This is a genomic window from Pseudoalteromonas sp. ABV4_021 (assembly GCF_056159365.1).
The window spans coordinates 324,757-350,189 of the sequence record NZ_JBSWVB010000002.1 but is presented as its reverse complement, the minus strand read 5'-3'; the positions used below and the strand labels follow the sequence as shown (position 1 = coordinate 350,189).

Sequence of the window (25,433 nt, the reverse complement as noted above, 5' to 3'; positions counted from 1 at the left end):
AAAACGGGCTTTTTTGTTGCGGCGATAAGATCAAAGTTAATGAGAGAAGCGTGTCATCAAGTGCTGTAACTCGTTTGCTCGTTCGGCCATATTATTACTGGATGCATTTGCACGCTCTACTAGCCCATTATTTTGTTGAATAATGCCATCCATTTGCTTAATGGCGGTATTGATTTGATTTATTCCGTTGGCTTGCTCCGCACTGTCATCGGCTATTTTAGCCATATTCGCCGATAATTCTTGAATGTTAGATACGATAGATGCAAGCGTATCACCCGATTGTGTTACCAGCGCCATACCGTGTTCCACTTTTGTTGCGCTATCATTGAGTAAATCAGCAATATTTTTTGATGCATCGGCGCTTCGCTGTGCTAAAGAGCGAACTTCCGCCGCGACAACCGCAAACCCTTTACCTTTTTCACCAGCTCTTGCCGCTTCTACAGCTGCATTTAACGCAAGCAAATTAGTTTGAAATGCAATTTCATTAATTACCTCAATTATGTTCGATATTTCACTTGAGCTTGTGCTTATTTCTTTCATTGCATCGACTGTATTTCCAACTAATCGCCCGCCTTCTTGCGCTTGTTCATCTGCTTGTGTCGCGAGTTGATTTGCAACTTGCGCATTTTCAGAGTTTCGCTTAACAGTTTCAGTGATTTCGTGCATTGATGCGGTTGTTTCTTCAATTGATGCGGCTTGCGATTCGGTTCGGCTGCTTAAATCGTTGATGCCGTGTTTTATATCATCAGCAGAATCAGTGATGTTAGAGGCGGTATCGGAAATTTGCTTTACCAATAGCGATAAGTTTTCAACGCTACGATTAACCGCTTGTTTTAATGTGTCAAACTCCCCTTGATAATGACCATGAACAGTTTTAGATAAATTACCATCAGCCAGCGCTTGCATTACATCTTGGCATTCATTTAATGGGTGGGTAATTGCATCTAAGGTGTCGTTAAAGCCAATAACTATTTTTGCAAAATCGCCACTGTGCTTATTGCTGTCGGCGCGAGTTGATAATTGCCCACTCGATGCAGCATCAACTAATAAGTTAGTATCTGATATTAACCCCTCAATGGCATTACAACAGGTTTCGAGACTGCGCTTAACTTGTAAAAAGTCGCCCTTATAATCGTTACTAATGGTGTTTGGTATATCACCCTTAGCTATTTGGTCTAAATATAAAGAGGTATTGTTTATTGGCGTAACGATGGCATCAAGTGTCGCGTTAATGCCCTCAATAATCTTTTTATAATCACCGTTGTGACTATCGGCGTCTGCCCGTTTTGATAATTCGCCAATAACAGCGCTTTGTACAATGGCGTTAGTGTCATTAATCAGTTTTGCAATCGCGCTGGTGGATTGCTCTAAGCTTTCTTTAATTAGTAGAAAATCACCTTTGTAGTCGCCTGATATGCTATTTGGGATCTGTCCATTGCCAATTAAATTTAAATATTCTTGCGTTTGTTTAACGGGCTTTACGATGGCGTCGAGCATTTGGTTAATGCCGTTTGCAAGTGTCAACATAAAACCGCCAAATTCACTTGCATCAATTCGTGTTGCCAGTTTGCCTTCTACTGCCGCTTGTATAATTGTTGCAACTTGCTGTTCTGCACGGCGTTGTTCTGATAAATCATTAAGTTCATAAACAATGCCTATTACGTTACCGGAGTTATCTTTAACTGGTCCTGCAATTACAAATATAACGCTATCTTGGTATGTTAATTCACATTCAACTTGTGTCGAAATAGCATTTTTCAATACATCAAATTCTGGCTGGTTATCAAATAACAGACTATCGGCATGGTCTATCAAAGCTGAACTGGTAAAGTGTGGCTGGGTAGTTTGAATATTGGACTGGTGATTGTTTAGCAGTGACTGACATTGGTTATTACAATAAATAACCTTGTGCGAGCTGTCAGACATCATAACGGGCGCGGCAACGTTATCAAGTGCTTGTTTAATGCGCCCATTCACTTTTGCGATCTCTTTTTGGTGTTCCATTTGGTTTGTTAAGTTCGTATTTGCCTCGTTTAAATTTTGTTGCATGCGCGACAATGCATTTAACAATAAACCAATTTCATCACGGTTATGTCCAACTATTCGGTTCTCCAAATTACCGTTTGCGATTTCGTTAGCGACTTTTGCTGCGTGATTTATAGGTTTTGTGATTAAAATTCGTATGTATCTAAGCAATAAAGCTATGGTTAATAGCGTAATTACTGAAAGGCCGAATAAGGTGTAATTAATTAAGCTGTCTTTTTGCTTTGTTAAACGAGAAGTTTGGCGTAGCGCAATTTGATTAATCTCTTCACTAAGCGCGTTAAGGGCGGCGACTACAGGGCGATCTATACCTTTAACTGCTTTATCGCCAGCTTGTGTATTAAATCCGGCGTTTTCAAATTGCACCAAGCCCTCACGATATTGCTTACCCAGTTCTTTATGCTGTGCTTGAAGTTCAGATATTTGGTTTCGTAACTTGGTTGGTAAATAATCATTAGTATTAAGAGATGCTAAGTCGTTTTGGATTTCCGTTTCTTTATCTTTAAATTTCTGCAAATATTTTTCATACTGTGTTGCATCGTGACCGCGGATCAAGATATTTTTCCACTCTTGCACTTGGATTTTGAAATTACTCAAAACCTTATTTACTTGCTCACGTGAATCCAGTTCTTGGTTAATAACATTGTCAAAGTCTTTAGCGAGCGAGCGTAAAATAAATACTGAGATAAGTGCTGCGATAAGAATTGAAAAAAGGCCTATCAATACACTTGTCATTAACTTGGCTTTGATACTTTTCATATTTCGTCCCTGAGTGTGACAAAAGAAACATAAGTCTAACCCCAATTTTGTTAATTATGCTGTTGAGTAATGTTTAAGCCCATCGACAAAATTAAAACAATTGGTATAACTACTCTAGTCAAAGAATCGAAAATCGGCAAAAAATGAGTGTTAATTCAGAGGCTTCAAGGAGAAGAGGGAAACATAACGGAAATTATAAGGCTCAACTGAGAAGTGGAAAAACCGAGTTAAGCCATAGTTAACGGGTTATAATGCGTTTGTTGCTACTTTTTGTAACCAACCGCTTGGGGCCTTAATACGACCTTGCTGCATATCACTGTAAAATTGGTGGAGTGCTAAAGTGTGCTTGCCAATCTCACCGTTTCCAACCGTATAATGCTCGCCATTTTCTAATATGTATTGGCCTACGGATGCAGTGACTGCAGCAGTACCAAAGCCGCCAGCTTCAATTATCTCACCTGATTTTATATCGTTTAAGAAATCTGTAAGCGCTATTTTTTGTTGTATCGGTTTTAAGCCAAGATCTTTAGATAAACGCTCTTCCAACGCCAAAATAGATTCAGAAGTAATTGATTTTAAGATGGTGTCGGTAAATTCTGGAATGACTAAGTGGCCACTTTTAGTAATATGAAAGTGGTTCATTGCGCCAACTTCTTCAAGATACGTGTTGCTTGCGTCAAGGTACAATACTTGGTCGGCTGAGAAACTTGCAGCTTGCTTTTGCGCACGTAATGACGCGGCATAGTTACCTGCCGCTTTAGCAGCTCCAGTACCACCTGACACCGCTCGGTGATAAGTGTTTGAAATAAGTAGCTTGAGCGAGGTTGTCATTCCTTTTGGATAATAAGAACCGCTTGGACTTAACATAACCGCGTAGGTATAGCTGTTACTGGCTCTAACCGATAGGTTATCTTCAGTAGCGAATAAAAATGGGCGAATATACATCGATGCGCCATTTGCACGTGGCATCCATAATCGCTCTACATCAAGCAGCGCGTGTATTGCCAACATTTGCATATCTTCGGGTACACTAGGCATCGATAAAATACTGGCAGATACATTCAAACGTTGGCAATTTTTGTCGAGTCGAAAGGTATAAATCTCATTGTCTTGGTGTAAAAACGCTTTTGCTCCTTCAAAAACCGATTGGCCATAATGTAATGCCATTGCGCCTGGTGCTAACTGCAGTGCTTGATAAGGAACTATGCGCGGCGCTATCCATTGGCCATCTTTATAGTCCATTAAGAAAATATGGTCGGTTCTTTGTTGTCCGAATCCGAGGTTATGGCATTGTTCAAGCGGCGCTGTACGTCTTAGTTCTGGTGACAGTAGTTGATAGTCGATATTCATTATTATGTAATTTTGTTGGTGATGACTGCATAGTGAAGCTGTGCGATTAAATAATCAAGGTAAAATTAATCAATTTAAAATTAAAACGTAAATAAATTTATCAAATAGTGTGGCGCGAAAATTCGGGCATAAAAAAAGCCAGTCGAAACTGGCTTAAAATGGTTGGGAAAACGGTCAATGTCTATCTGGCGTTAAGGCAGGGTAACCTGATTGTTGTTCGCCAATTACTACTTTTAAATTATTTATATTTTTCAAACCACGCGAGCGTATGTTCAATTTTACTAATCATGCGTGACGGTTTACTTGCAATACCGTGGTAAGCACCTGGGATTTTTACCAATACGCTATCTATTTTTCGTAGTTTAAGCGCTTGATAATATTGCTCAGTTTCTGCCATCGGCGTACGTAAATCTTTTTCACCTGTGATCAGCATAGTCGGTGTTGTTACATTACCAACAAGCGAGAGCGGCGAACGCTGCCAATAGTGTTCTACGTTATCCCAAGGCATACCCGGGAATTGCGTTGGAATTTGGCGAAGGCCACTGTCGGCGGTTAACACTTTACTTAGCCAGTTAATAACAGGTTTTACGACAACCGCAGCCTTAAAGCGGTCGGTTAAGCCAATGGCGTAGGCTGTTGCAATACCCCCTGCAGAACCACCTGCAATATAAACTTGGTCAGGATTAACAAAGCCTTTCGCTATCATCGCATCAACGCCTGAATTGTGATCGGCAAAGTCTTCTTTTGACGAGTACTTGTACTTTAAAAGCATCGCAAAGCGCTCACCGTAAGAGCTGCTGCCGCGATGATTATCATAAAACACAACATAGCCTTCGGCCGCGAAACGCTGTAGCTCTGCCGAAAAATGCGGGCCATAGGCTAAATGCGGACCACCATGAATTTCTAAAATCATTGGATATTTTTTGTTGGGGTCAAAATTAGGTGGAGTGATATACCAACCTTGAATTTGCTCCCCATCAAAAGACGACTTGTAGTTAATCTCGTGAACTTGACCTAGTGTTTTATGGTTTAGTAAGTCGTTATTAAGCGCCGTGAGTTGTGTAACTTTACCTTTTGTTGAAACTATCGCTACATCGGCAGGTTTTGTTGCAGTGCCGTGCGTAAATGCAATATCACCTTGGTAATTTGCACTAAACTCACCACTGATATATGGGCGACCTAATGTGGTTCCCGACAACGTATCAGTTAAGTCTTTTAACTTGCCTTTTGTAGTTATAGTGGCAACTTTACGTTTACCAAAATCATCATAGCTAAATGCGATGGTGTTTTTACCAATCCAACTTGGCTGGTTAACTGAGCGGTCAAAGTCTGGCTTAATTTGGCTTGATTGCTTCGTTTGCCAATCCATTACATTCAAGATGTTATTGCGATACGGATTCAGTGCATTAGAGCTTTGTAGATAAACGAGCTTGTTACCATTTTTTGAAAATTGTGGGCTGAACTCGCGTCCTGGCGCGTTTGTTAGCTGGGTTAGCTTTAAGTTGTTCACATCTACTTGAAACAAGTCGCCTTCCAACGTTTTATATTCCCAGTCAGTTATACGATTCGCCGAAAACACAATAGCTTGGCTATCTTGGCGCCACGCTAAACGGCCTTTGTGATGATAATTGCCAGAAGTGACTTGGCGCGGTGTACCTCCTTCTGAAGGAATAACAAACAGCTGATTATATCCGGGCTTTACTAAGCCACTGCCGTCAGCTTGATAATAGGCTTTATCTATGATAATGGCAGGCTTTGACCATTTAGCTCCTTTGGGTGCAGTAGGTATTTTTGCGATGACGCTAGGTTTTTCTGTCACTTTTTGGCTAAAAGCGAGCCATTTTCCATCGGGGGACCAGGTTAGGTTAGTAACGCCACTTTGCACATTACTAATTTTTGCTGTGCGGTTTTGTTTAAGGTAGTGGACGTGTATTTGTTTGTTTCCTGAGAGGTTACTAATAAATGCAATTTTATCGCCACTTGGTGACCAAATAGGCGAACTGTATTGTTTATCATCAGAAAAAAGCGGTGTTTGATCACCTGTTTCAGTATTTACCAACCATAAGTGCTTATCTGTGGCGTCACGCATGATGTTGTTGCTATTTCTAACATACACAATGTGTTTGCCATTGGGTGATACGCTAAGTGAATTTGCATATTCTAGCTGAAATACGTCATTTGCTTGAAATGTGTTTGCAAAACTGGGTGCTGCATGCGCGGTTAACGCACCAATTAGCATAATTGCTTTGGTTGGAGTAAACATAAAATGCCTTTTATTACTTTAGTTTGTAGCACCTTATCTTAGTTAATTGGCTTTAACAGCGAAATCAGGACGAATGGAACAATTTAGTAGACAAACAACCGTGCTAACCGCAAGATGAGTCTTGTTTTTAAAAGGAGTACAAAGTGACAGAAGAACAAAAAATCGTTTTTTTAGAAAAGGAATACTTTCATTTACAAGCCCGTGTAGAAAGCTTTGATGCTAAGTCGCTAACCATTAAGGCGTGGAGCGTGTCATTGGCAATGGCTGTTTTAAGCTCGGGGGCATTTAGCAAAACGTACAATGTGCTGTTGTATGCAGCGATGGCGGCATTATTGTTTTGGCTAATTGAAGGGTACTGGAAAACATTTCAAAGCGCTAATTATCAACGCATTGCAGAGATAGAAGGGTATTTAAACGGTACAATTACTGAGATTGATTGCTTACAAATAAATGCATCTTGGAGTCGTGAATATAATAAGCAAGGTAGAACGTTGTTTTACAGAAGCTTGTTTTGGCCTCATGTGATGTTACCGCACGGTATTATGACCTTGGGCTTTGCAATTAGTTATTTCTATTTTATTTAAATAATCAATAAGAACACATCATACTAATTAATGACTCACTGTAATCGACGCAATGGTGTGCAGTTTAGGTAATGGTTTTGCAAAGGCTGATGTTTATTTCGTAATAACACGAAATCGATGTCGTTGTTGTGACAACAAACGAGTACAATTAGCAGCATAGTAGTTATGAGAGTTTAAATAGTGGAATATCAGTTTATCAAAGATCCGATCGATGGATTTCGACTATTGATTAGCGATGAACAAGCAAATATCGCCCGTTGGCTTGTCGACGAAACAGGTATTAGTAGTAGCGCGGTGAACGATTTGCTCGTTCGAGTAAACCAAAAAACAAGCGCATTTACCCATGATGTAGAGTTCCGTGGTAAAGAGATGGTGATGTCGATTGTCGATGGAGAAGTGGCTGTACGTGTGAACCAACATGGCGTTAGCGATTTTGAACAAGAGCGGTTTGACCAAGAAATGCTATCGGTTGATACAACAAATGATCTAAGTGAATGCGGCTTAGATGATTTTGTGTCTTTGTTACAAGACTGGTATCTTTTTCTTAAGGATAATCGTGTTTAAATAACCTGATTGTAAGACAGCACATTGCGACGTATCAACGTCTTGAAAAGATAAAGATACTGAATAGTTCTAGCGAGTGATTTGCTACTGAGTTAAAGACTGAGGTCTGCTTAAGTGAGAGTTATAAGCAAATGTGTAATTTATATTTGAGGTTAAATACTAGGAGTAGCTCCAATGAAAAAACTAATCGCGCTGTCGGCGCTTTTTATGTTAACTGCGTGTGGTGACAACGAAGTTAATAGCAATAACGACGTAAAACAAGAATTAAAACAAGAGTTAAAGCCTCAAGCACAGCAAAGCGTTAAAAAAGTAGAGACCTCAGACAAGCTTAAAAATTTGGATAAAGAAGTTAGCATTGCAAAAATGGATAGCAAAACGCTAGACGGTTTTAAAGAACGTATTGAGCTTGCGCAATCGGACGTAAGTTGTGACACAAGTGCGCAATGTTATGTCGTGTCAACCGGTGTTAATCCATGTGGTGGCGCAAGTGGTTATGCAGTTTTATCATCTAAAACCAGTAATAAAGATGAAATTGAAGCACTTACTGCTGAACTTATTCGCTTAGAAAAAAGTAAACATGCGTTAGAGGGGGCAATGGGGATTTGTCAGCACCTATTTGAACCAAAAGGCATGTGTAAAAACGAAAAATGTGTAGCGGTTGACGGCCCGCAAGAGGTTTATTAACACAAGCAAGGAAAGTGGCTAGCCACTTTCCTTGCTTTCAAATGATTAAGATTTTTGTGGTGCTTATGGGTTAGCTTGCACGTTTAGTGTAATACCACTCGCTGCGCGATAACCGTATACATCAATGTACCAAGTACCTGCCTGTGGTGTGCTGAATGAGCAAGATTCATTGTTACCACTTTCATATGGGCGACAATCATAGCTGCTTGTTGTTGATTGAGCACCATACGTTACATATAAGTCTGCATCACCGGTACCGCCAGACATAGTTACATTAAAATCAGTGTAACCAGCTGCTAGGTCAATTGTATAACGCTGCCAGCTGCGACGTGAAACTGATACGTCGTTTACCGAATCGTTAATTGGCGTAAGTTCACCTGTACCACCGTCGTCACTTTCGGTGTAGCTTGCAGTAAGACTTACATTGGCAAAGCTACTGTAAGCTTTTAAGCGTACATAATAAGTACCGCCAGATTGCGTTAGATTACACGTTTCGTTATTACCTGACTGGTATGGACGACACTCATAATTGCTGTCTGTAGGCGCTGCATTAAATTGTGTGTATAAATCAGCATCACCAGAACCACCGCTCATTGATACTGTAACATCAGTAGCACCTGCTGGTACTTCAAATGTGTACAGAATCTCTTCATTAGTATTTGCACTAATACCAGATACAGTCTGACCGTTAACAAGGACATTTTCACCTGGGGTAGGTGGTGTCGTATCGCCTGAACAACCATTTGCTTGTAAATAGTCGATAGCGTCTTTCGCTTGTACTAAACCGTGACCGAATTTAACGTCACGCCCTGCTGCGCCTAAATCTTCTGCTGTTGTATTTAATGCGCTACGAATATCGTCTGCGCTACAACTTGGATGGTGGCTCCATACTAACGCTGCTACACCCGCTACATGTGGTGATGCCATAGACGTACCGCTCATCATGCCGTAGTTACCAGTACCAATATCAATTGTTGCTGATAGACCAGTTTGAGACAACATTGTTGCACCATCAGTGTCGGTTGCTGTTACAGCAGGAATTGATGTTTGGTTTGTATCGCCTAACGTACCGCCGAAGCTGCCTGCTGCATTGTTATAGATTACCGCGCCAACGCCGCCGCTGTCTTGACAGTTTTTAACTTTGTCGTGGAATGAGATGTTACCGCGCTGAATTAGACATACTTTACCGTTTGCGCCAGAGTCAGTAGATTCACCCGTAGCAAAATCATAAAGTGGTGCAGTAACTGAGCCGCTGTTTTCCATTGCGTTAACACTGTATGCATTGTTGCCAACCGATAACGAAACAACTTGGCCTGTACCTTCTGGGTAAGTTGAGTACACATCTACACCTGGTGCTGCAATTTCAACTTGGCTATTCTTTTGTGAGAAATCAGCCAGAGCTTTAGCACTGTCAATCGCCGCTACAGACATTACTGAATCATATGATGCAGGAAAGCTTTCAATATCAGTGGTATTTGATGGGTTACCGTCGTTACCAGCAGCCGCAATTAATAATAAACCAGCGTCAGCAATTGCTTGAATACCGTTACGCTCTGATGTGCTAGAACCTGAGCCACCAAGACTCATGTTAATAACGTCGCTGCCTGCGTTTTTACATTCGTTCATTGCCGCAACAAGATCTGATGAGTAACCCCAACCGCTTGCATTAAATACTTTAATAATATGAAGTGATGGATCTGAACCAATTACACCGCGTACACCAACACCATTGTCAATGGCTGCAATCGTACCCGCTACGTGTGTACCGTGAGGACCACCTTCTTGATACCAGTTACCTGTACCACTGTTGTTTGTGCCAGTTACGGTACCGCCATTAGTACCCATATCTTCATGTGGAAGATCTAAACCAGAGTCGATTACACAGATTTTTTTACCATTATTCGCAGCCGATGCTACTGAATCATCAACCTGATCAGCTTGTACCATTGCAATGCCGTAAGGCTGTGTTTGCGCCATTAAGCGGCGTGGTAAGTCTTCTTCAATGTATTCTACGTTAGGGTCGTTTTGTAATTGCTTTAATTGCGAATCTGATAGGCGCGCAATATTTGCGTTAATAGATGCATTGAATAGTGCGTTATCTACGCCCATTTTTGATAAACGATCAGTAGTTGCGAACTCAGCATTTGTTGAGTTTGCGAAATTCATAAACGCTGAATTGTTCTTATATTTAATGATATAGCGCTTTGGTAAAGGCGATTTTACGGCTGCACGGTCAGATAGGTTAAGAGTTAATAAGCCTTCAGCTTCAGTCGCTACTGCGGTGTTAACTGCAAGCGCTACCGCTGCCAGTGAACAAAGCTTAAGAGGTTTGTTTGTCATAATAGTTCCCAGGTTGTTGTCGTTATAGGAACTTGGAATGTAACAGTGAGTTACATAAAGTTACAACTATTTAACATTTGCTAGTGTAAACAATTGTTAATGTATATTGTTTTTAAAACCTTTAATTACTTGACTCGTGAACTTATTCCATGAAAAAAGACGCTTAAAATTATTGTTAAAATGGCAATGTCGACTAATTGGTCTGAGATTCCGTCTAATTGCTGCAATAAAATCAATGTAAAAACAACCGAAGCTAAACCTCTAGGACCAAACCATGCGAGTAAAAATCGTTGTTTAAGGTTAAGTTGTGTAAATAGCAGAGACAACAACACTGGAATGATGCGCATAATAGTTAACGCGCATAATGCATAAAGTAAAACTAGTAGTGATACACTATCAACCAAATAACTAAAAGCAAAGTTACCAAAAATAAACCAGATTATGAGTGCACAGGTGTTAGCTAAGGCATGGGCGTTACTGAGTCGCTGAGGTTTAAATGCTTTTTTAAATTTAAAATCAAACAGTAAGCCTGCGGTGAAGGCGGCAAAAAAACCACTACCGCCAAATAGTTGTGCAACTAAAAAGATTAAAATAGCGATAGCAACACAAATGAATACTTCATTTTGTTTGTTGTAAAGTCGGTATTTTTCAGAAAATATCACAAGCTTAAAGACGAGTATTGAAATAACAATAGCAACGATAACCGCAACGCCAATTTCTTTGACTGCAATCGTAAATGTATTTGTCAGGTTTATGGTTTGTTGATTGCTCGCGGAATATAAAAGCAATAAAAATACCGGGACCGCTAAACCATCATTTAATCCGCTTTCAACGTTTACAGCCTCGCGCGTTTGCGCCGGAATTTTTTGATTGTCGATAAAGTTGCTGCTAAGCGCTGCGTCTGTTGGTGTTAAAATAATCGCTAACAAAGCTAAATGGATAAAGGGCTCGTCAGGAAATAAAATGGTGCCGATATAGGTGCCAAATAAAAAGGTTAACGGCATTGCTATAAGTAACAATAAAAGCGGATAGGCGTAGCTGTGCGTTAACACCGATATTTTGGCTTTCGCCGCATCGCCAAATAAGATGAGTGCCAAGGTGAGTTCGATATAAATTTGAAATGCGGAAACATCAAATTCTAAGTGGTTAGGTGCTCTAAAAAAATACGCAAAACAAAAGCCAAAAAACAGCATAAACATTGGGCCTGTAATGCTTACTTGCCCAATGCGTTTGGCAAAAAGCGAATAGACGATAACTAAGCTCGTAATTGCCACGAAAATTGCGTATTCATTTTCCATAACTAGCTAATCTCTTTTTCTATGGCGGTGATTAAACGTCGCAACTGCCTGACTTCATAACTGCCATTGCCCCTTTCTCGGTGAAATAAGGGGGCATCTGCCGTAAGCGCACTTCCGCGAAGCTGCTTGTAACATGTTGCGATTTGTAACCCAATGTCACACAAATGATGCGGGGTTAACTGATTATTATCGAAAACATAAAGTACCTGTTCGGTAAGGTCTAGGTGGGCTAATAGTGGAGCGAAACCAGCGTTTTGTTGAGAAAATGCTTGCAGCGGCAATTGCGCTTTCTTAACTAAGTAAAGCAAGAATAAGTTTCGCATTTTATGAATGTCGTTTTTGTAGCGCACAAACACATTGCGTAAAATGGTTTCGTTTATCGCTTTTGATTGTGTGATTGGCTTATTTTTTTTATTTAAAATAGGGTCGCTTTTTCGAAGCGTTTTTACCGGATTGTCTTTAATAATGGCAGCTTGGGTTAAGGCATCGCAGAAGTGGTTAAGCACAGTAAACATAGACGCGCGAGATTCATAACTCATTACCGCTGATTTAAAGGGGCGCCAGTTTTCATTAACATATCGCTCGCCATTACGTAGTTTAAAGCGCGCATTATGCTGTAATGTACACCAAGTGGCGTCCGGGGATTGGCAAAACAGTGTATATGTGGTTAATAACTCTTTATTAATCGACGCCAAGCCGCAATTATGCTTGAACCAAAGCCATAGCAATAATTTTTCTATTTCATTGCGAAAACGATTAAAACTGTTTTCACTTTTTATACCTACTTTTTGTAAGTACTTTAAACAAAACGTTAAGTCGTCTAATTGCGCCTGCGTTAAGCTACTTAAATGTGTATAATTTCCAACATTAAAATGATGTTGTGCGTAATCGATTTGATAAGGCAGTTGAGCAAAAGTGTCGAATAACGGTTTAATCATTACACACGTCTTTTCCATGTTGGCGCTAAATTATTCTGGGGATCGTTTATGTCTTTAATTCAATACTATAGTGAACTACCTGACGCGTTATTTCAATCGATTAAACCCGAACCACTTGAACAACCCAAAACTATCGTGTTTAACGATAAGTTGGCTTCAAGTTTGAATTTGCCTACGAGTTTTAATGCACAAAATCCAGCTATTTTAGCGGGTAATGATTTTATTGATTCGTGCAATCCTGTTGCACTTGGTTATGCGGGGCATCAATTTGGCAATTTAACGCCTCAGCTTGGTGATGGTCGTGCGCATTTGCTCGGTCAAGTGAGCGCAGAGAATACGTTACATTACGATTTGCAACTTAAAGGTAGTGGGCGAACGCGATACTCGCGCGGTGGAGATGGTCGTTCAACACTTAGAGCTGCGCTACGAGAATATGTCGTAAGTGAATATCTGCACAAGCTGGGGATTGATACAACGCGCAGTCTGTACGTGGTTGCAGGCGACGATAAGATAATGCGCGATGATCTTGAGCAAGCCGCAGTAGTATGCCGAGTTGCAAAAAGTCACTTACGCATTGGCTCGTTCCAATTCGCAGCGATGCATCAAGATAGTGGTGTGTTAAAATCACTTGCCGATTTCGCGATAAAGCAACTCTACCCAGAACTTATTGACCATGAAAATCCATACCTTGCATTGTTTGATGTTGTAAGTGATCGATTAGCTGATTTAGTCGCAAGTTGGATGGCCAATGGCTTTATTCACGGGGTTATGAATACCGATAATATTTTATTAAGTGCCGAGAGTATTGATTTTGGACCATGTGCATTTATGGGAGTGTACAAACCTGAGCAGGTGTTTAGCAGTATCGATAGGCAAGGGCGCTACGCGTACCGTAACCAACCAGGCATAATGCACTGGAATCTTGCACGCTTAGCCGAGAGTCTCATTGGGCTCGTTGCGCAAGATGAAGACAAGTCGATATCATTACTTTCAAATGCATTGAATCTGTTCCCACAAAAATATGAAAACTTTTTCCACCAGCGAATGTGTGAAAAGCTCGCCCTTGACCCTAAAGAACCTCAATCGAAACCAGTTGTGCAAGGATTATTGAAGTATCTCGAACAGGAACAAAAAGATTTTAATGGTGCGTTTAGTCAATTGGCAATGTCCGAAAAAAACATACATGATGATTACGATATTGTTAAGTCAGAATGGTTTAAGTTATGGCAATCACAGCGAAAATTGGACTTAATACCACGAATGTGTCATGTTATACAAAATGCATATTTTTCCAACAGCGACATTGAAACCTTGCTTTATAAGTGTGTAACTAATCCCAAGCAGGCACCTCAAATCATTTCGCATTATTTTGCATTATTAAACAATCAAAGCGCTAACGAACTTCACGCTAACCACCATTTTGATACAAGTTATCGTACGTTTTGCGGCACATAAGCACGTTAACCCATTGCACACTGCTATACTCTGAGGAAAACCCAACTAGCAGTTAAGTAGAGCCGAGAGCAGTTATGATAGACGTAATAAAACAACAAATAAGAAAGCGTATGTTTTGGGACTTAATTGCGCTGATTGTGTTATTTGTTGTAAGTTACTTTCTATTCTTGTTGTTCAACGTGATTGATTGGCTTCATCATATTAGCCACGAAGTTGGGGTGAGGGGGATTGCAGAAGTTATTCCTACGTTATGTGTGTTGTCGTTAGGGTTTTCAGCTTACGCCTACAGACGTTGGCAAGATACTAAAGCGTTTTCGCTTTATGCCGAAGAGTTGTCAATGATTGACCCAATGACAAACTTGCCTAACAGACGTGCTGTGCAACGCATATTAAATCAAGTACACGAAAAAAAAGAATACCCAGTAGGGGTGTTATTAGTAGATATCGAAGGACTTGAAAATATTCGCTCGTTACTTGGTCAGACCGTTATTGAACATGTTTTAATTGAAATTTTATACCATATCTCGAAAGAGCTAACTGGCGAACAGCTTGTTGCTTATTGGCAGGCAGGGCAGTTTATTTGTGTATGCCCAGGGCTTGAACAAGGTGATGTAGAAACGCTTAAAAAACGCTTTGAAGCAATTTCAATCAATAAAGACAAATTACTTGGACAGCCGTTAAAATTCAGCTGCGCAGCGAGCTCTGTGTACAATAAAGCTGAATTGGAAAACCTATTTACTGAGCTTGAAGACCAATTGATTTAAGTTTATCACTAGGTTTTATTGACCTAATTTTGATGAGCAATACATGTTAGTCTTCAAGTTAATTTAGTACCAACACAATAATATCGTTGTTTTTAATGCCGTTGCATTGATGCTGATGTGCATCGCTTTTACTCGTTTTTAGCACACATGACTCAAACCCGAGTGTTTCACATTTGTCGTAACACGCCAATTTTTTAGTCCAGCCAGTGTATTCTGTCATAAGAATATTGAGTAAAAGCGTGCTTGTGATAACAAACAATAATATAACTGCAATGGCTTTATTAAATGCAATTTTCATAGCGCTCAACCTTTACCACCCAATATTCCAAGTTTAGTACATTGCTAAAAATTGCATAGTTCAAACTTGGTTACTAAACCAATTAACAATCATTTTCAATAGCCTTTAAAATTGCTTAAACATTTTAGCTAGGTTATTGAATTTTTAATATAAAAACAGTCTTTTAGAACCCTTGTTTCTCATTTTATATGCGCTAGAGTTAGTACATCTAGTATCGCGTAGAGTAATCGTAATGAAAGGAAATAAAGACGTACTGGTAACGTTAAATCAAGTGCTTACACACGAATTAACGTCAATTAATCAGTTTTTTTTACACGCACGTATGTTTAAAAATTGGGGCCTAGAGGAATTAAATGAAAAGGCCTATAAAAAATCAATTAAAGACATGAAACAAGCGGATGATTTAATTGAACGCATTTTATTCTTAGAAGGTTTACCAAACCTTCAGCATTTAGAGCGTTTGCGTATAGGCGAAAACGCCACTGAAATGCTTGAATGTGATCTTGCTATGCAAATGGACCAAGTTCCTTTGTTAAAACAAGCAATCGCATTGTGTGAAGACAAACAAGATTATGTCAGCCGAGAACTACTCGAAGATATTCTAGAGTATGAAGAAGACTATATTGACTGGTTAGAAACACAGCTTTCACTGATCGGTAACATCGGTATAGAAAATTACCTACAAAGCCAAATTGAGGAGTAAGTGATGAAAGGCAATCAGAAGATTATTGATTTACTTAACCGCCAGCTTACACTTGAATTAACGTCAATGGATCAGTATTTGGCGCACGGTAAAATTTATGAAGATTTAGGCATTGAAAAGCTACACAAGCAATTAGCTCACGAATATGAAGAAGAGCTAGAGCATGCCAACAAATTGATTGAGCGTATTCTATTTTTAGAAGGATCACCGGATACAGCGTCACGTAAACCAATTAACGTCGGCAGCAATGTGCAAGAAATGCTCGAAAATGATTTAGCAGCAGAGCACACGGTTCAGCAAAGTCTTATCGAAATCATTAAAGTATGTGAAGACGAAAAAGACTATGTAACACGCGAAATACTCGAAACCTTACTTGATGATACCGAAATGGATCATATCTATTGGTTAGAGCAGCATCTGAACTTAATTAAACTGATTGGATTACCAAATTATATTCAGTCGCAAATGAAAAGCGATACCCCTTAAAAAAGGCCTTTATGGCCTTTTTTATTTTCGCGCGGTTTTATAGTCTTGTTTAAATTACAGCCTGCGCTTTGTTCTAATACGCAAATTTAGCCCAAAAAAACATTCCAAAACAACGTTTCAGCGTACATGTGTGCATATTTAAAAATATAATCAAATCAATTGCATAGTTGTTAAATGTAATAAATTTATTAATTTTTTTAACTAGAGTAATTGATCTAAACAAAATTTTATGACGTAATGTATAAAAATTATCTGGTCGGATGAGTAGCCATGAGTTTAAGAACAAGTTTGAAAAAAGTATTACCAAGTATCTCAGTAACAGAGCAAGAAGCCTTAGATGCAGGCGATGTTTGGTTGGAAGGTTCTATCTATCAAGGTAAGCCTGATTTTGATGCGTTACGTGCTGTGCCTGAAGCAAAACTAAGCGATGAAGAGCAAGCGTTCCTAGATGGTCCAGTAGCGCAATTGTTAGACATGATTGATGAAACTGAGATCCAAAGTTCAAATCATTTGCCTGACAATATTCTTGAGTTTATTAAGTCAAATCGTTTCTTTTCACTGATTATTCCTAAACAGTATGGTGGTTTAGAGTTTAGCCCGTATGCGAATTCAACAATTGTTGCGACTATCGCCACCAAAAGCACAGCCGTTGCAGTAACCGTAATGGTACCAAACTCACTTGGTCCGGGGGAGCTATTAATGCACTATGGTACGGAAGAGCAGCGTCAGCACTACCTGCCTAAATTGGCTATCGGCCAAGATATTCCATGTTTTGCACTAACAAGCCCTGAAGCGGGTTCTGATGCTGGCGGTATTCCAGACCAAGGTATCGTAACTATGGGCGAATACCAAGGCAAACAGGTACTTGGTTTAGAGTTAACGTGGGATAAGCGTTATATCACGCTTGCACCAATTGCAACAGTACTTGGCCTTGCGGTTAAAGTAAAAGATCCACAAGGTCTACTTGGTGGCGAAGAAGATTTAGGCATTACCTGTGCGCTAATTCCAAAAGACCACCCAGGTGTTGAACTGGGTAATCGCCATAACCCAATGGGCATTAAATTCTACAACGGTACAACACGTGGTCAGAGTGTTTTTGTACCGATGGAATTTATCATTGGTGGTCAAAAGAACATTGGTCGCGGTTGGCAAATGCTTGTAAGTTGTCTCGGCGCGGGCCGTGGTATCTCATTACCAGCATTAGGTTGTTCAACTGCACACGTAGCACTTAAATCAGCATCAGAATACGCAGCAGTGCGTGAGCAATTTGGTTTAAGCATTGGCTTATTTGAAGGTATTCAAGAAAAGCTTGCTGATATTGCGGGTAAAACGTACTTACAAGAAGCAATGCGTGTATTAACAACAGAAGGTTTGGGCTTAGGCTTAAAACCATCAGTTGTAACTGCAATTGCAAAGTACCATATGACAGAGCTTGGCCGTGATGTACTAAATTCAGCAATGGATATTCAAGCCGGTAAAGCAATTCAATGTGGTCCACAAAATACCTTAGCGCAAGGTTACCTTGGTCAACCAGTTGCAATCACAGTAGAAGGTGCAAACATTCTTACGCGTAACCTTATGATCTTTGGTCAAGGTGTAATGCGTTGTCACCCGCATCTACAAAGCATGGTTGAATCAATTCACAGTACTGAAAAAAATGCAGACGCTACGTTCCGCGGATTGTTAACTAAAACAATTGGCTACAGTGTTGGTAACAGTTTAAGTGCATTTACTAAAGGTTTACTGCCATTTACTGCAGGCGCGAAGTCAAAACTGTCTGAAGTGCGTCAGTACGAAAAAGCGGTAAATAAACTTTCAGCAAAACTTGCAGTATACGCAGACTTTTCATTACTTGTACTTGGCGGCAAACTTAAGCAAGCTGAACTACTATCAGCGCGCTTAGGTGATGTAATGAGTTATTTATACGCAGCAATGGCATCAATTCGTTACTACGAGCAAAAAGTGTCTGTTGAAGACCGTGCACAAGCAGCACCGTACTTCCATTACGCAACACGTTGGGCCATTGCACAAGCTGAAAACGCAATAAGCGATTTCTTAGCAAACTTCCCATCAGGTGCAACACGTAAGTTTATGCGACTAATTACAGTAACTTACTCTGAAAGCACAATGCGTATCAATGATGATTTGGTAAGAGAACTTGCGCATCAGTGCCAGTTAAATACCAAATTTAAAAAGCAATTAACGCACCTAGTACATGCTTCAAATGGCGATGGACACGACATTAACCAGCAAGCGTACCTAGCTAAACTAGAGTGTTTAGATATGCTAGCTAAGATTAAAAAGTCGCTGCGTAAGAAAGAAATCAAAGCAGGCGTACGTTTCGCTGAAACACTCGATAATGCATTGGTAGCAAACGTTATCACGGCAGATGAGTATAAAATGCTGGTCGACTACAACGTAAAACGTGAGCTGGCAATACGCGTTGATGAATTCGATTTTGATATGAATTTACTAAAGCCAGAACAGGCAAAGCTAAAACAAGTTAGCTAATTAGAATCCTAACGTACTTGCAAAGCCAATCTATGTGATTGGCTTTTTTTATGTTCTTGTTACAATGGGCGCGATTTTTAATATCGATTCTGTTAAGTGTGAGACTAGGGATAGTACTTAATAAATGATACCAAGGCGGAATGTTTCTAATGCAATTGTTCCACATTGATACATTCTAACGAAGTTTGCACGATATTTATCCCGCTAGGATGATCAGCTATTTAAGTGAATTGGTATTAGTATCACGGCACTATTAATTAGAATACTTAGCGATTTAGGTAACAAGAGAGCAGTATGAAAAAAACCTTCCTTTTATCGATTTTTATAATGTGTTTTTCACTCTCAGCTGAACAATCAGAGCTAGCGTTAGTGATGAAAGAAATGGCACTAAGTTACAAAGAAGCCAAAACAGCGCAAACATCAGATGAGTTGCTTACTCATTTAACTGATATTGAAAATGCCTTACGTAAGTCGCAACAAATTGGCTTTAACCGTGAATCGGAGAAATCGAACCAAGGAATCGAGCGTGTACTTAAACACGTTGCGTTAATTAAGCAAAACGTAAACGACTTGCCAACTGCTAAAAAACAATTGACCGAAATTGATAAATTACGCAAGCAATATCACAAGATTCATGAGCCGAGTTTCTGGCAGCTATTATTTGGTAACTAACTGTTAATAATTGTAATTTTACTTGATAAATCATTTTTCAATTTGCATTATATTGCGCCGTTATTCGGCGTTTCTTTTATAACCTTGATAACGTCTAAGCACTTATCTTACAGATAAGAGTGTTTTAATCGGTTCTGGTGCGCGATCACCGTTTATTTTCATTTTAAGGACAATAATGAAACCCTTAACTTATTTATTTTTTCTCATTGTCAGTGTGTTTTCACTTAATTCACATGCAAAAAACCACAATCAATTTGCATATTACGGTTTGAGTTTACAACAGCAACAATTTAAATCGCTTGATTTTAAACCATCGGTTGTGGACGAAAACCTCGGTGAATATAAGTATAAATCCAGTGATAGTGGTTTTGGTGCACGGATTTTAGTTGGCTTTCAATTTAACCGATTTGTTGCCATAGAAGGCGGTGTGTCGCGTTTTGGGGTAGCCGATTTCAAAGTGTCAGAACAAACCACCGATAGCAAAGGTAAAAAAACAAGTACCACAAAGCATAAAGGCAAATTTGAAACGTTAGCGGCAGATTTACGTTTGGTCGGTACTTTACCTATTAATGATAAGCTATTTTTAAAAGCGCAAGTGGGTGTGATCGGTTGGGACAATAAAATGGAGCAACTGATATATCAAGATAGCGCATTAGCCACACAAAAAATTGACGACCGCGGCACGTCTTTAGTCAGTGGTCTGGGAATCGGTTACGGCATCAGCAAATCAATGGCGCTTACCCTAGATTATGAGAAAACTGAAATTGCTGAAATTAAAACCGATACATTAAGTGTGTCGTTACTGTTCCGATTTTAGATTTAGGACTTAGCGATATTTTTAATATCGCTAAGTACTCGACTATAAATCTTTAAGGCGCTTTAGTAATTTATGCGCATTTGATACACAATTTAGCTGCTGTGGCGGGTAGCTTAAAGTGCGCTCAAGTAGGCGCAAACATTTACTTAACTGTTCGTCACCTATTTCACAGTTATTAACTAAGTAATCTACCGCTTCTAGCGCAACAATTTCATGTATAAAACCATTTGCTGTGATAACGCCATATTTACCCGCCAAAAATAATTGCCAATGGTTTTGAATTTGCTCTTCAAGATTTTCGAAATATTCGGCGTTAAGTTCAAAGCCTTTTGCCGCCAAATCGTTTACTGATTTTGCATATTGCTGATAGAACAAGGTATATGCTTGCGCTGAACTTAGCTCTGAATGATTCTTTAATAAGTCTATCCATTTAGTATAGCCTCGGGCGTAATACTCTTGTTCTTCATTGAAATCACAGATGCCAAAAAACGAGCTCGACTGCACTTGGTTTTTTAAATGGTAGGCGGCGCTTGGCAAAATACAGGCGTCTTGCCACTCATTTAAGATGTGCTCTTTCACCCCCGTGTGCAAAGAAAGCTGTTTTAACGAGTAGAAATAATCTTCGAAGTATTCAGATATAGCCATTGCAAAATAATTAACTGTATATTTGTACAGTTATCTTATCGTAACTAATAAAAATAACAACAAATTTTAACTAAGACTTGTTACCTACTTACGTGACACCTTGTTTATGGTTAAAATAGTGCAAATTTTTATAACGATAAGTAGCTATGACAAACGTTGCCACAATTAAACAAGCGAGTCTAATCACCGCAATAAAAACGCCTTACCACAGCAATGGCGAAATTGATTTACCCACTTACGACATGCTAGTTGAAAAGCAAATCGAAGCTGGTGTAGATGGCATTATTGTGGGTGGTACAACGGGCGAAGGCCAGTTAATGAATTGGGAAGAGCATTTAATGCTTATCGCCCATAGCGTTAACAAATTTAAAGGCCAATTACTTATTATTGGTAATACCGGCAGTAACAATACTAAAGAAGCAATTAAAGCCACAGAGTATGGTTTTGCTACAGGTATGGATGCAGCACTGCAAATTAATCCTTACTACGGACGCACGTCAAATCAAGGAGTTATTGCTCACTTTGAACGTGTATTAGCGATTGGTCCTGCATTTATTTACAACGTACCGGGGCGTACGGGTCAAGATTTAACTCCTGATATTATTGAACAGCTTGCTCAGTCAGAAAACTTTATTGGTGTAAAAGAATGTGCCGGTAATGAGCGAATTGAATATTATGAAAGTAAAGGCATTGCATGTTGGTCTGGTAACGACGACGAAGCCCATGAAAGTCGTCACAAAGCCAAATCACATGGTGTGATTTCAGTTACGTCAAATTTAATTCCGAGTGTCTTTCGTGAATTAATGGACCGTGAAAATAATGAACTTAACGACCAATGCCAACAGTTAATGGCGTGGTTATTTTGTGAGCCAAATCCAATCGCGATTAATACCGCATTGGCGTTATCGGGGGCGGTTAAACCTGTGTTCCGCTTACCGTATGTGGCGCTTAATGATCAGCAAATCGAAACAGGCATGGGATTAATGCGCCAGTTTGAAGATAAACTCGTTGGCAATTCGCTTAATCAACTCGCACAAAGCGATTTTATCGTTACCCCATAACACCCGTTTTTATAAAAGCGATCGGTTAAACGATCGCTTTTAGCTATTCTGCACAGTACTTTCCTTGTTATAATTAACGCAATTCCCTCAATAGGTTTCCAATATTATGAATTTCAAATCCTTTAGCTTTGCTGACTCGATTTTATCAGCACTAGAGAAAATGGGTTATGAATCACTAACGCCAGTACAGAAAATGGCGATACCACATGTGCGTCGTGGTCACGACGTGCTTGCAAGTGCGCAAACAGGCACAGGTAAAACAGCAGCGTTTGCGCTGCCGATTATTCAAAAGCTACTTGATAGTAACGCCAAGGGCGAGTCAATTCGTGCTGTGATTTTAGCGCCTACGCGTGAACTCGTTGATCAAATTGATCATAACATTAAGCAATTTACGGCGTTTAACAATTTAAAGTCGGTTGCAATTTTCGGTGGTGTAGAGCACGATAAACAAATTAACCGTGTTAATAAAGGCTGCGATATTCTTGTCGCAACGCCAGGGCGTTTAATTGAACATTTACGTAAAGGTAATTTTGCGCTTAATAACGCGTGTCATGTCGTACTTGACGAAGCAGACCGTATGCTAGATATGGGTTTTCGCTCTGATATTGAAACCATCTTAGAGCAATGTGACAAAAATAAACAAACATTGTTGTTTTCAGCAACGTATCCGTCGGCAGTTAAACAGTTTGCTACAAAAGCACTTAAAAATCCCAAAATTGTTCAGGTAAGTAGAGATAACGAAACGGCTAGTACAATCACCCATGTTGCGTATCCCGTATCAAACGACAGAAAATTAGAGCTATTGTCAGAGCTTATTTGTCGTAAAGGATGGAAGCAAGTATTGGTTTTCGTCAACATTAAAGAAGATGTACAGTTAATTGTTGACGAGCTTACTCAATACGGCGTTACTGTTGGTGTGATGCATGGCGATAAAAGCCAAGGTAATCGTCGCCGCGCATTACGTGAATTTAAAGAGGGGAAAACCACTATTTTAGTGGGTACAGAAGTTGCGGCTCGCGGTTTGGATATTGCCGGACTACCTCGCGTAATTAACTTTGATTTGCCATACCTTGCTGAAGATTATGTTCACCGTATCGGGCGTACAGGTCGCGCGGGTCAAAAGGGCTTTGCTATTTCATTAGTTAGTCGTGAAGAAGAGCATGTACTTGCGCAAATTGAAGACTTAATTCAAGACAAGGTTAAGCGTATTTATTACCCTGGCTTTGAAGTAAGTAACCGCGATGGCTTAATAAAGAAAATCGGTAAGAAAACCTCACTGCAAAAGCGTATTCGTTCTAATAGAGCAACACAGTACGGTGCAGAAGCTAAGATGCAAAATCGTCAGAAAATCAGAAAAGCATTTAAGAAGTAACAAGCAAGTTTAATATTTCGTTGTTCTCGAATAGTTAAGAAAGCGAAATTTAAATACAAAAAAGGAGCATTTACTGCTCCTTTTTTTTACCCTAAATTGCGTAACCTATTTTTATTTAAAATAGATAACGCCAATGGCGCTTAGCAGGCTCAACCGACTATGGCGTGTAGTAGATTGGTGAATTAGGGCCAACTGGCATACCCAGTACGAATACCCATAAGTAGAATAAACATACCCAGCCCACAAAGAAGAACATTGAATATGGCAGCATGGTTGCGACAAGTGTTCCTATGCCCATATCTTTTTTGTATTTGGTTGCCACCGCGAGTATTAAGCCAAAATAGCTCATCATTGGCGTGATAAGGTTAGTTACCGAATCACCAATACGGTAAGCTGCTTGAATTGTTTCAGGCGCATAACCGATAAGCATTAACATAGGTACAAATATTGGCGCGGTGATTGCCCACTGTGCCGACGATGAACCTAAACTCAAGTTAACCACGGCACACATAAATATAAACAGTACAAACACTTCAGGGCCAGTCAAGTTTAATGCAGTTAACATAGCTGCGCCCTTAACCGCTAAGATAGTACCTAAATTGGTCCATTTAAAGAATGCAACAAATTGCGCAGCGAAGAATACTAACACAATGTACATACCCATTGAGCTCATACTTTTAGACATGGCATCAATGATATCGCGGTCATTTTTCATTGAACCAACAACGCGTCCGTACACAAAACCAGGAATAGCAAAGGTTACAAAGATAAATACAACAATCCCTTTTAAGAAAGGAGAACCCGCCACTAATCCGGTTTCTGGGTGACGTAGAATACCGTTTTCAGGCACGATTGTTGTTGCAAGTACGGCACACGTCGCTAAAAAAGCAAGACCAGCGTAACGTAAACCTTTACGTTCAACGTCAGTTAAGTGGTCGATTTTGTTATCCGCTAAATCAATGCTTGCTTCATCATTGTTGTATTTACCTAAGCGAGGCTCTACAATTTTTTCCGTAACCCAAGTACCAACAAAGGCGATTAATACTACTGATATGGCCATAAAGTAATAGTTTGCTTCTGGGCCTACTTCATATGTTGGGTCAATCATTTGTGCTGCTGGCGTTGTAATACCCGCAAGTAATGGGTCAATTGTACCCAGTAACAGGTTAGCACTGTAACCACCCGAAACACCGGCAAACGCGGCCGCAAGACCTGCTAACGGGTGGCGACCAAGGCTGTGGAAGATCATTGCAGCTAACGGAATAAGTACGACATAACCAAGTTCTGACGCTGTGTTAGACAAAATCGCGGCAAACACCACCATAAACGTTACTAGGCGTTTTGGCGCGCCCATTACCATGCCGCGCATTGCTGCTGATAACATACCTGAGTGCTCTGCAACACTTACGCCTAATAATGCGACGAGTACCGTACCAAGCGGCGCAAAACCTGTGAAGTTAGTAACAAGTCCAGTCACGATTCGTTGTAAACCTTCAGCGCTCATAAGCGATACAACTTCAATCACACCATCTGGTGCGCGGCCTTTAGCACCTTCTGGGCGAGGATCAATAGCACTTACCCCCATCCAATCTGCAATACCACTGAAAATAACAATAGCAACACAGAACATTGCAAATAGGGTGATTGGGTGAGGCAGTAAATTACCGAGGAATTCGACGGTTGCTAAAAAGCGATTAAACAACCCTTTATTTTGGTTATCTTGAGAGTTTACTTCTATCGTTGACATGAATAATAACGGTTAATATAAAAATGCCCGCAACATACCATAATACGTAGATATTACCAAGGCTGATGCGGTTAACCGC

General features: G+C 39.9%; 21 protein-coding genes. 12 read left to right on the top strand and 9 right to left on the bottom strand.

Translation table 11 applies throughout. The annotated features are described in order from the left end of the window. Positions 1 to 36 precede the first annotated feature (36 nt). From ACXAFE_RS15925 to ACXAFE_RS15915, 3 genes are all read right to left on the bottom strand, one after another. Positions 37 to 2,802: a methyl-accepting chemotaxis protein gene (locus ACXAFE_RS15925; protein WP_475154597.1), complete on the bottom strand. Its 2,766-nt coding sequence runs from the start codon at positions 2,800 to 2,802 to the stop codon at positions 37 to 39. A 246-nt stretch (positions 2,803 to 3,048) separates the two neighbouring features. Next, the gene (locus tag ACXAFE_RS15920; protein WP_475154593.1) at positions 3,049 to 4,152 is read right to left on the bottom strand and encodes a branched-chain amino acid aminotransferase; all 1,104 of its coding nucleotides are present in this window, start codon (positions 4,150 to 4,152) and stop codon (positions 3,049 to 3,051) included. A gap of 238 nt (positions 4,153 to 4,390) precedes the next feature. After that, positions 4,391 to 6,391 (bottom strand): S9 family peptidase, encoded by a 2,001-nt coding sequence (locus ACXAFE_RS15915; protein ID WP_475157752.1) that lies wholly within the window; start codon positions 6,389 to 6,391, stop codon positions 4,391 to 4,393. A gap of 167 nt (positions 6,392 to 6,558) precedes the next feature. On the opposite strand from ACXAFE_RS15915, the gene ACXAFE_RS15910 reads away from it, so the two are divergent. The 3 genes from ACXAFE_RS15910 to ACXAFE_RS15900 all read left to right on the top strand — a co-directional run bounded on the left by ACXAFE_RS15910 (position 6,559) and on the right by ACXAFE_RS15900 (position 8,247). Then, positions 6,559 to 6,999: a hypothetical protein gene (locus tag ACXAFE_RS15910; RefSeq protein ID WP_475154590.1), complete on the top strand. Its 441-nt coding sequence runs from the start codon at positions 6,559 to 6,561 to the stop codon at positions 6,997 to 6,999. 180 nt (positions 7,000 to 7,179) lie between these two features. Further along, positions 7,180 to 7,563, top strand: a complete 384-nt coding sequence (locus ACXAFE_RS15905; protein ID WP_475154585.1) for a YacL family protein — start codon at positions 7,180 to 7,182, stop codon at positions 7,561 to 7,563. 174 nt (positions 7,564 to 7,737) lie between these two features. Continuing rightward, positions 7,738 to 8,247, top strand: coding sequence for a hypothetical protein (locus ACXAFE_RS15900; protein ID WP_475154583.1), 510 nt, complete (start codon positions 7,738 to 7,740; stop codon positions 8,245 to 8,247). A 63-nt stretch (positions 8,248 to 8,310) separates the two neighbouring features. Here ACXAFE_RS15900 and ACXAFE_RS15895 read toward each other — a convergent pair whose 3' ends face one another. From ACXAFE_RS15895 to ACXAFE_RS15885, 3 genes are all read right to left on the bottom strand, one after another. Then, a complete protein-coding gene (locus ACXAFE_RS15895) occupies positions 8,311 to 10,587 on the bottom strand; it encodes a S8 family serine peptidase (RefSeq protein WP_475154580.1) in 2,277 nt (758 codons plus the stop codon). Positions 10,588 to 10,712: 125 nt separating this feature from the next. Beyond that, positions 10,713 to 11,885 (bottom strand): cation:proton antiporter domain-containing protein, encoded by a 1,173-nt coding sequence (locus tag ACXAFE_RS15890; RefSeq protein WP_475154578.1) that lies wholly within the window; start codon positions 11,883 to 11,885, stop codon positions 10,713 to 10,715. Positions 11,886 to 11,887: 2 nt separating this feature from the next. Next, positions 11,888 to 12,823 (bottom strand): hypothetical protein, encoded by a 936-nt coding sequence (locus tag ACXAFE_RS15885; RefSeq protein WP_475154575.1) that lies wholly within the window; start codon positions 12,821 to 12,823, stop codon positions 11,888 to 11,890. 48 nt (positions 12,824 to 12,871) lie between these two features. Between ACXAFE_RS15885 and ACXAFE_RS15880 the strand changes: the two genes are divergently transcribed. Further along, positions 12,872 to 14,278 carry a protein adenylyltransferase SelO family protein gene (locus ACXAFE_RS15880; protein ID WP_475154571.1) on the top strand — a complete coding sequence of 469 codons (1,407 nt, stop codon included), beginning with the start codon at positions 12,872 to 12,874 and terminating at the stop codon, positions 14,276 to 14,278. A 74-nt stretch (positions 14,279 to 14,352) separates the two neighbouring features. Further along, positions 14,353 to 15,042: a diguanylate cyclase domain-containing protein gene (locus ACXAFE_RS15875; RefSeq protein ID WP_475154564.1), complete on the top strand. Its 690-nt coding sequence runs from the start codon at positions 14,353 to 14,355 to the stop codon at positions 15,040 to 15,042. Between the two features lie 58 nt (positions 15,043 to 15,100). Here ACXAFE_RS15875 and ACXAFE_RS15870 read toward each other — a convergent pair whose 3' ends face one another. Continuing rightward, positions 15,101 to 15,340 (bottom strand): hypothetical protein, encoded by a 240-nt coding sequence (locus ACXAFE_RS15870; RefSeq protein WP_475154557.1) that lies wholly within the window; start codon positions 15,338 to 15,340, stop codon positions 15,101 to 15,103. Between the two features lie 232 nt (positions 15,341 to 15,572). Between ACXAFE_RS15870 and bfr (ACXAFE_RS15865) the strand changes: the two genes are divergently transcribed. The 5 genes from bfr (ACXAFE_RS15865) to ACXAFE_RS15845 all read left to right on the top strand — a co-directional run bounded on the left by bfr (ACXAFE_RS15865) (position 15,573) and on the right by ACXAFE_RS15845 (position 20,529). Beyond that, positions 15,573 to 16,043: a bacterioferritin gene (gene bfr / locus ACXAFE_RS15865; protein ID WP_054979786.1), complete on the top strand. Its 471-nt coding sequence runs from the start codon at positions 15,573 to 15,575 to the stop codon at positions 16,041 to 16,043. Positions 16,044 to 16,046: 3 nt separating this feature from the next. Next, complete coding sequence (bfr, locus tag ACXAFE_RS15860; RefSeq protein WP_475154553.1) at positions 16,047 to 16,529, top strand: bacterioferritin; 483 nt, start codon at positions 16,047 to 16,049, stop codon at positions 16,527 to 16,529. Positions 16,530 to 16,799: 270 nt separating this feature from the next. After that, on the top strand, positions 16,800 to 19,040 hold the full coding sequence (locus ACXAFE_RS15855) for an acyl-CoA dehydrogenase (protein WP_475154549.1): 2,241 nt from the start codon (positions 16,800 to 16,802) through the stop codon (positions 19,038 to 19,040). Between the two features lie 294 nt (positions 19,041 to 19,334). Further along, positions 19,335 to 19,712, top strand: coding sequence for a cytochrome b562 (locus ACXAFE_RS15850; RefSeq protein WP_475154547.1), 378 nt, complete (start codon positions 19,335 to 19,337; stop codon positions 19,710 to 19,712). A 175-nt stretch (positions 19,713 to 19,887) separates the two neighbouring features. After that, positions 19,888 to 20,529, top strand: coding sequence for an outer membrane beta-barrel protein (locus ACXAFE_RS15845; RefSeq protein ID WP_475154542.1), 642 nt, complete (start codon positions 19,888 to 19,890; stop codon positions 20,527 to 20,529). A gap of 42 nt (positions 20,530 to 20,571) precedes the next feature. On the opposite strand, the gene ACXAFE_RS15840 is transcribed toward ACXAFE_RS15845, so the two are convergent. Beyond that, positions 20,572 to 21,174, bottom strand: coding sequence for a DUF6058 family natural product biosynthesis protein (locus ACXAFE_RS15840; protein ID WP_475154539.1), 603 nt, complete (start codon positions 21,172 to 21,174; stop codon positions 20,572 to 20,574). Between the two features lie 146 nt (positions 21,175 to 21,320). Here ACXAFE_RS15840 and dapA point away from each other — a divergent pair, with 146 nt between their 5' ends. After that, complete coding sequence (dapA, locus tag ACXAFE_RS15835; protein ID WP_475154537.1) at positions 21,321 to 22,235, top strand: 4-hydroxy-tetrahydrodipicolinate synthase; 915 nt, start codon at positions 21,321 to 21,323, stop codon at positions 22,233 to 22,235. Positions 22,236 to 22,341: 106 nt separating this feature from the next. Beyond that, positions 22,342 to 23,607, top strand: a complete 1,266-nt coding sequence (locus ACXAFE_RS15830; protein WP_475154534.1) for a DEAD/DEAH box helicase — start codon at positions 22,342 to 22,344, stop codon at positions 23,605 to 23,607. Between the two features lie 157 nt (positions 23,608 to 23,764). On the opposite strand, the gene ACXAFE_RS15825 is transcribed toward ACXAFE_RS15830, so the two are convergent. After that, positions 23,765 to 25,354 carry an AbgT family transporter gene (locus ACXAFE_RS15825; RefSeq protein ID WP_010559231.1) on the bottom strand — a complete coding sequence of 530 codons (1,590 nt, stop codon included), beginning with the start codon at positions 25,352 to 25,354 and terminating at the stop codon, positions 23,765 to 23,767. Positions 25,355 to 25,433 lie beyond the last annotated feature (79 nt).

What these genes read in the sequence shown, in the direction of transcription:
- bfr (WP_475154553.1), top strand. Translation starts at nt 16,047, where the DNA reads ATGAAAGGCAATCAGAAGATTATTGATTTACTTAACCGCCAGCTTACA.
- ACXAFE_RS15885 (WP_475154575.1), bottom strand. Translation starts at nt 12,823, where the DNA reads ATGATTAAACCGTTATTCGACACTTTTGCTCAACTGCCTTATCAAATC.
- ACXAFE_RS15850 (WP_475154547.1), top strand. Translation starts at nt 19,335, where the DNA reads ATGAAAAAAACCTTCCTTTTATCGATTTTTATAATGTGTTTTTCACTC.
- ACXAFE_RS15920 (WP_475154593.1), bottom strand. Translation starts at nt 4,152, where the DNA reads ATGAATATCGACTATCAACTACTGTCACCAGAACTAAGACGTACAGCG.
- bfr (WP_054979786.1), top strand. Translation starts at nt 15,573, where the DNA reads ATGAAAGGAAATAAAGACGTACTGGTAACGTTAAATCAAGTGCTTACA.
- ACXAFE_RS15830 (WP_475154534.1), top strand. Translation starts at nt 22,342, where the DNA reads ATGAATTTCAAATCCTTTAGCTTTGCTGACTCGATTTTATCAGCACTA.
- ACXAFE_RS15855 (WP_475154549.1), top strand. Translation starts at nt 16,800, where the DNA reads ATGAGTTTAAGAACAAGTTTGAAAAAAGTATTACCAAGTATCTCAGTA.
- ACXAFE_RS15895 (WP_475154580.1), bottom strand. Translation starts at nt 10,587, where the DNA reads ATGACAAACAAACCTCTTAAGCTTTGTTCACTGGCAGCGGTAGCGCTT.
- ACXAFE_RS15900 (WP_475154583.1), top strand. Translation starts at nt 7,738, where the DNA reads ATGAAAAAACTAATCGCGCTGTCGGCGCTTTTTATGTTAACTGCGTGT.
- ACXAFE_RS15915 (WP_475157752.1), bottom strand. Translation starts at nt 6,391, where the DNA reads ATGCTAATTGGTGCGTTAACCGCGCATGCAGCACCCAGTTTTGCAAAC.
- ACXAFE_RS15875 (WP_475154564.1), top strand. Translation starts at nt 14,353, where the DNA reads ATGATAGACGTAATAAAACAACAAATAAGAAAGCGTATGTTTTGGGAC.
- ACXAFE_RS15840 (WP_475154539.1), bottom strand. Translation starts at nt 21,174, where the DNA reads ATGGCTATATCTGAATACTTCGAAGATTATTTCTACTCGTTAAAACAG.
- ACXAFE_RS15870 (WP_475154557.1), bottom strand. Translation starts at nt 15,340, where the DNA reads ATGAAAATTGCATTTAATAAAGCCATTGCAGTTATATTATTGTTTGTT.
- ACXAFE_RS15890 (WP_475154578.1), bottom strand. Translation starts at nt 11,885, where the DNA reads ATGGAAAATGAATACGCAATTTTCGTGGCAATTACGAGCTTAGTTATC.
- ACXAFE_RS15925 (WP_475154597.1), bottom strand. Translation starts at nt 2,802, where the DNA reads ATGAAAAGTATCAAAGCCAAGTTAATGACAAGTGTATTGATAGGCCTT.
- ACXAFE_RS15825 (WP_010559231.1), bottom strand. Translation starts at nt 25,354, where the DNA reads ATGTCAACGATAGAAGTAAACTCTCAAGATAACCAAAATAAAGGGTTG.
- ACXAFE_RS15880 (WP_475154571.1), top strand. Translation starts at nt 12,872, where the DNA reads ATGTCTTTAATTCAATACTATAGTGAACTACCTGACGCGTTATTTCAA.
- dapA (WP_475154537.1), top strand. Translation starts at nt 21,321, where the DNA reads ATGACAAACGTTGCCACAATTAAACAAGCGAGTCTAATCACCGCAATA.
- ACXAFE_RS15845 (WP_475154542.1), top strand. Translation starts at nt 19,888, where the DNA reads ATGAAACCCTTAACTTATTTATTTTTTCTCATTGTCAGTGTGTTTTCA.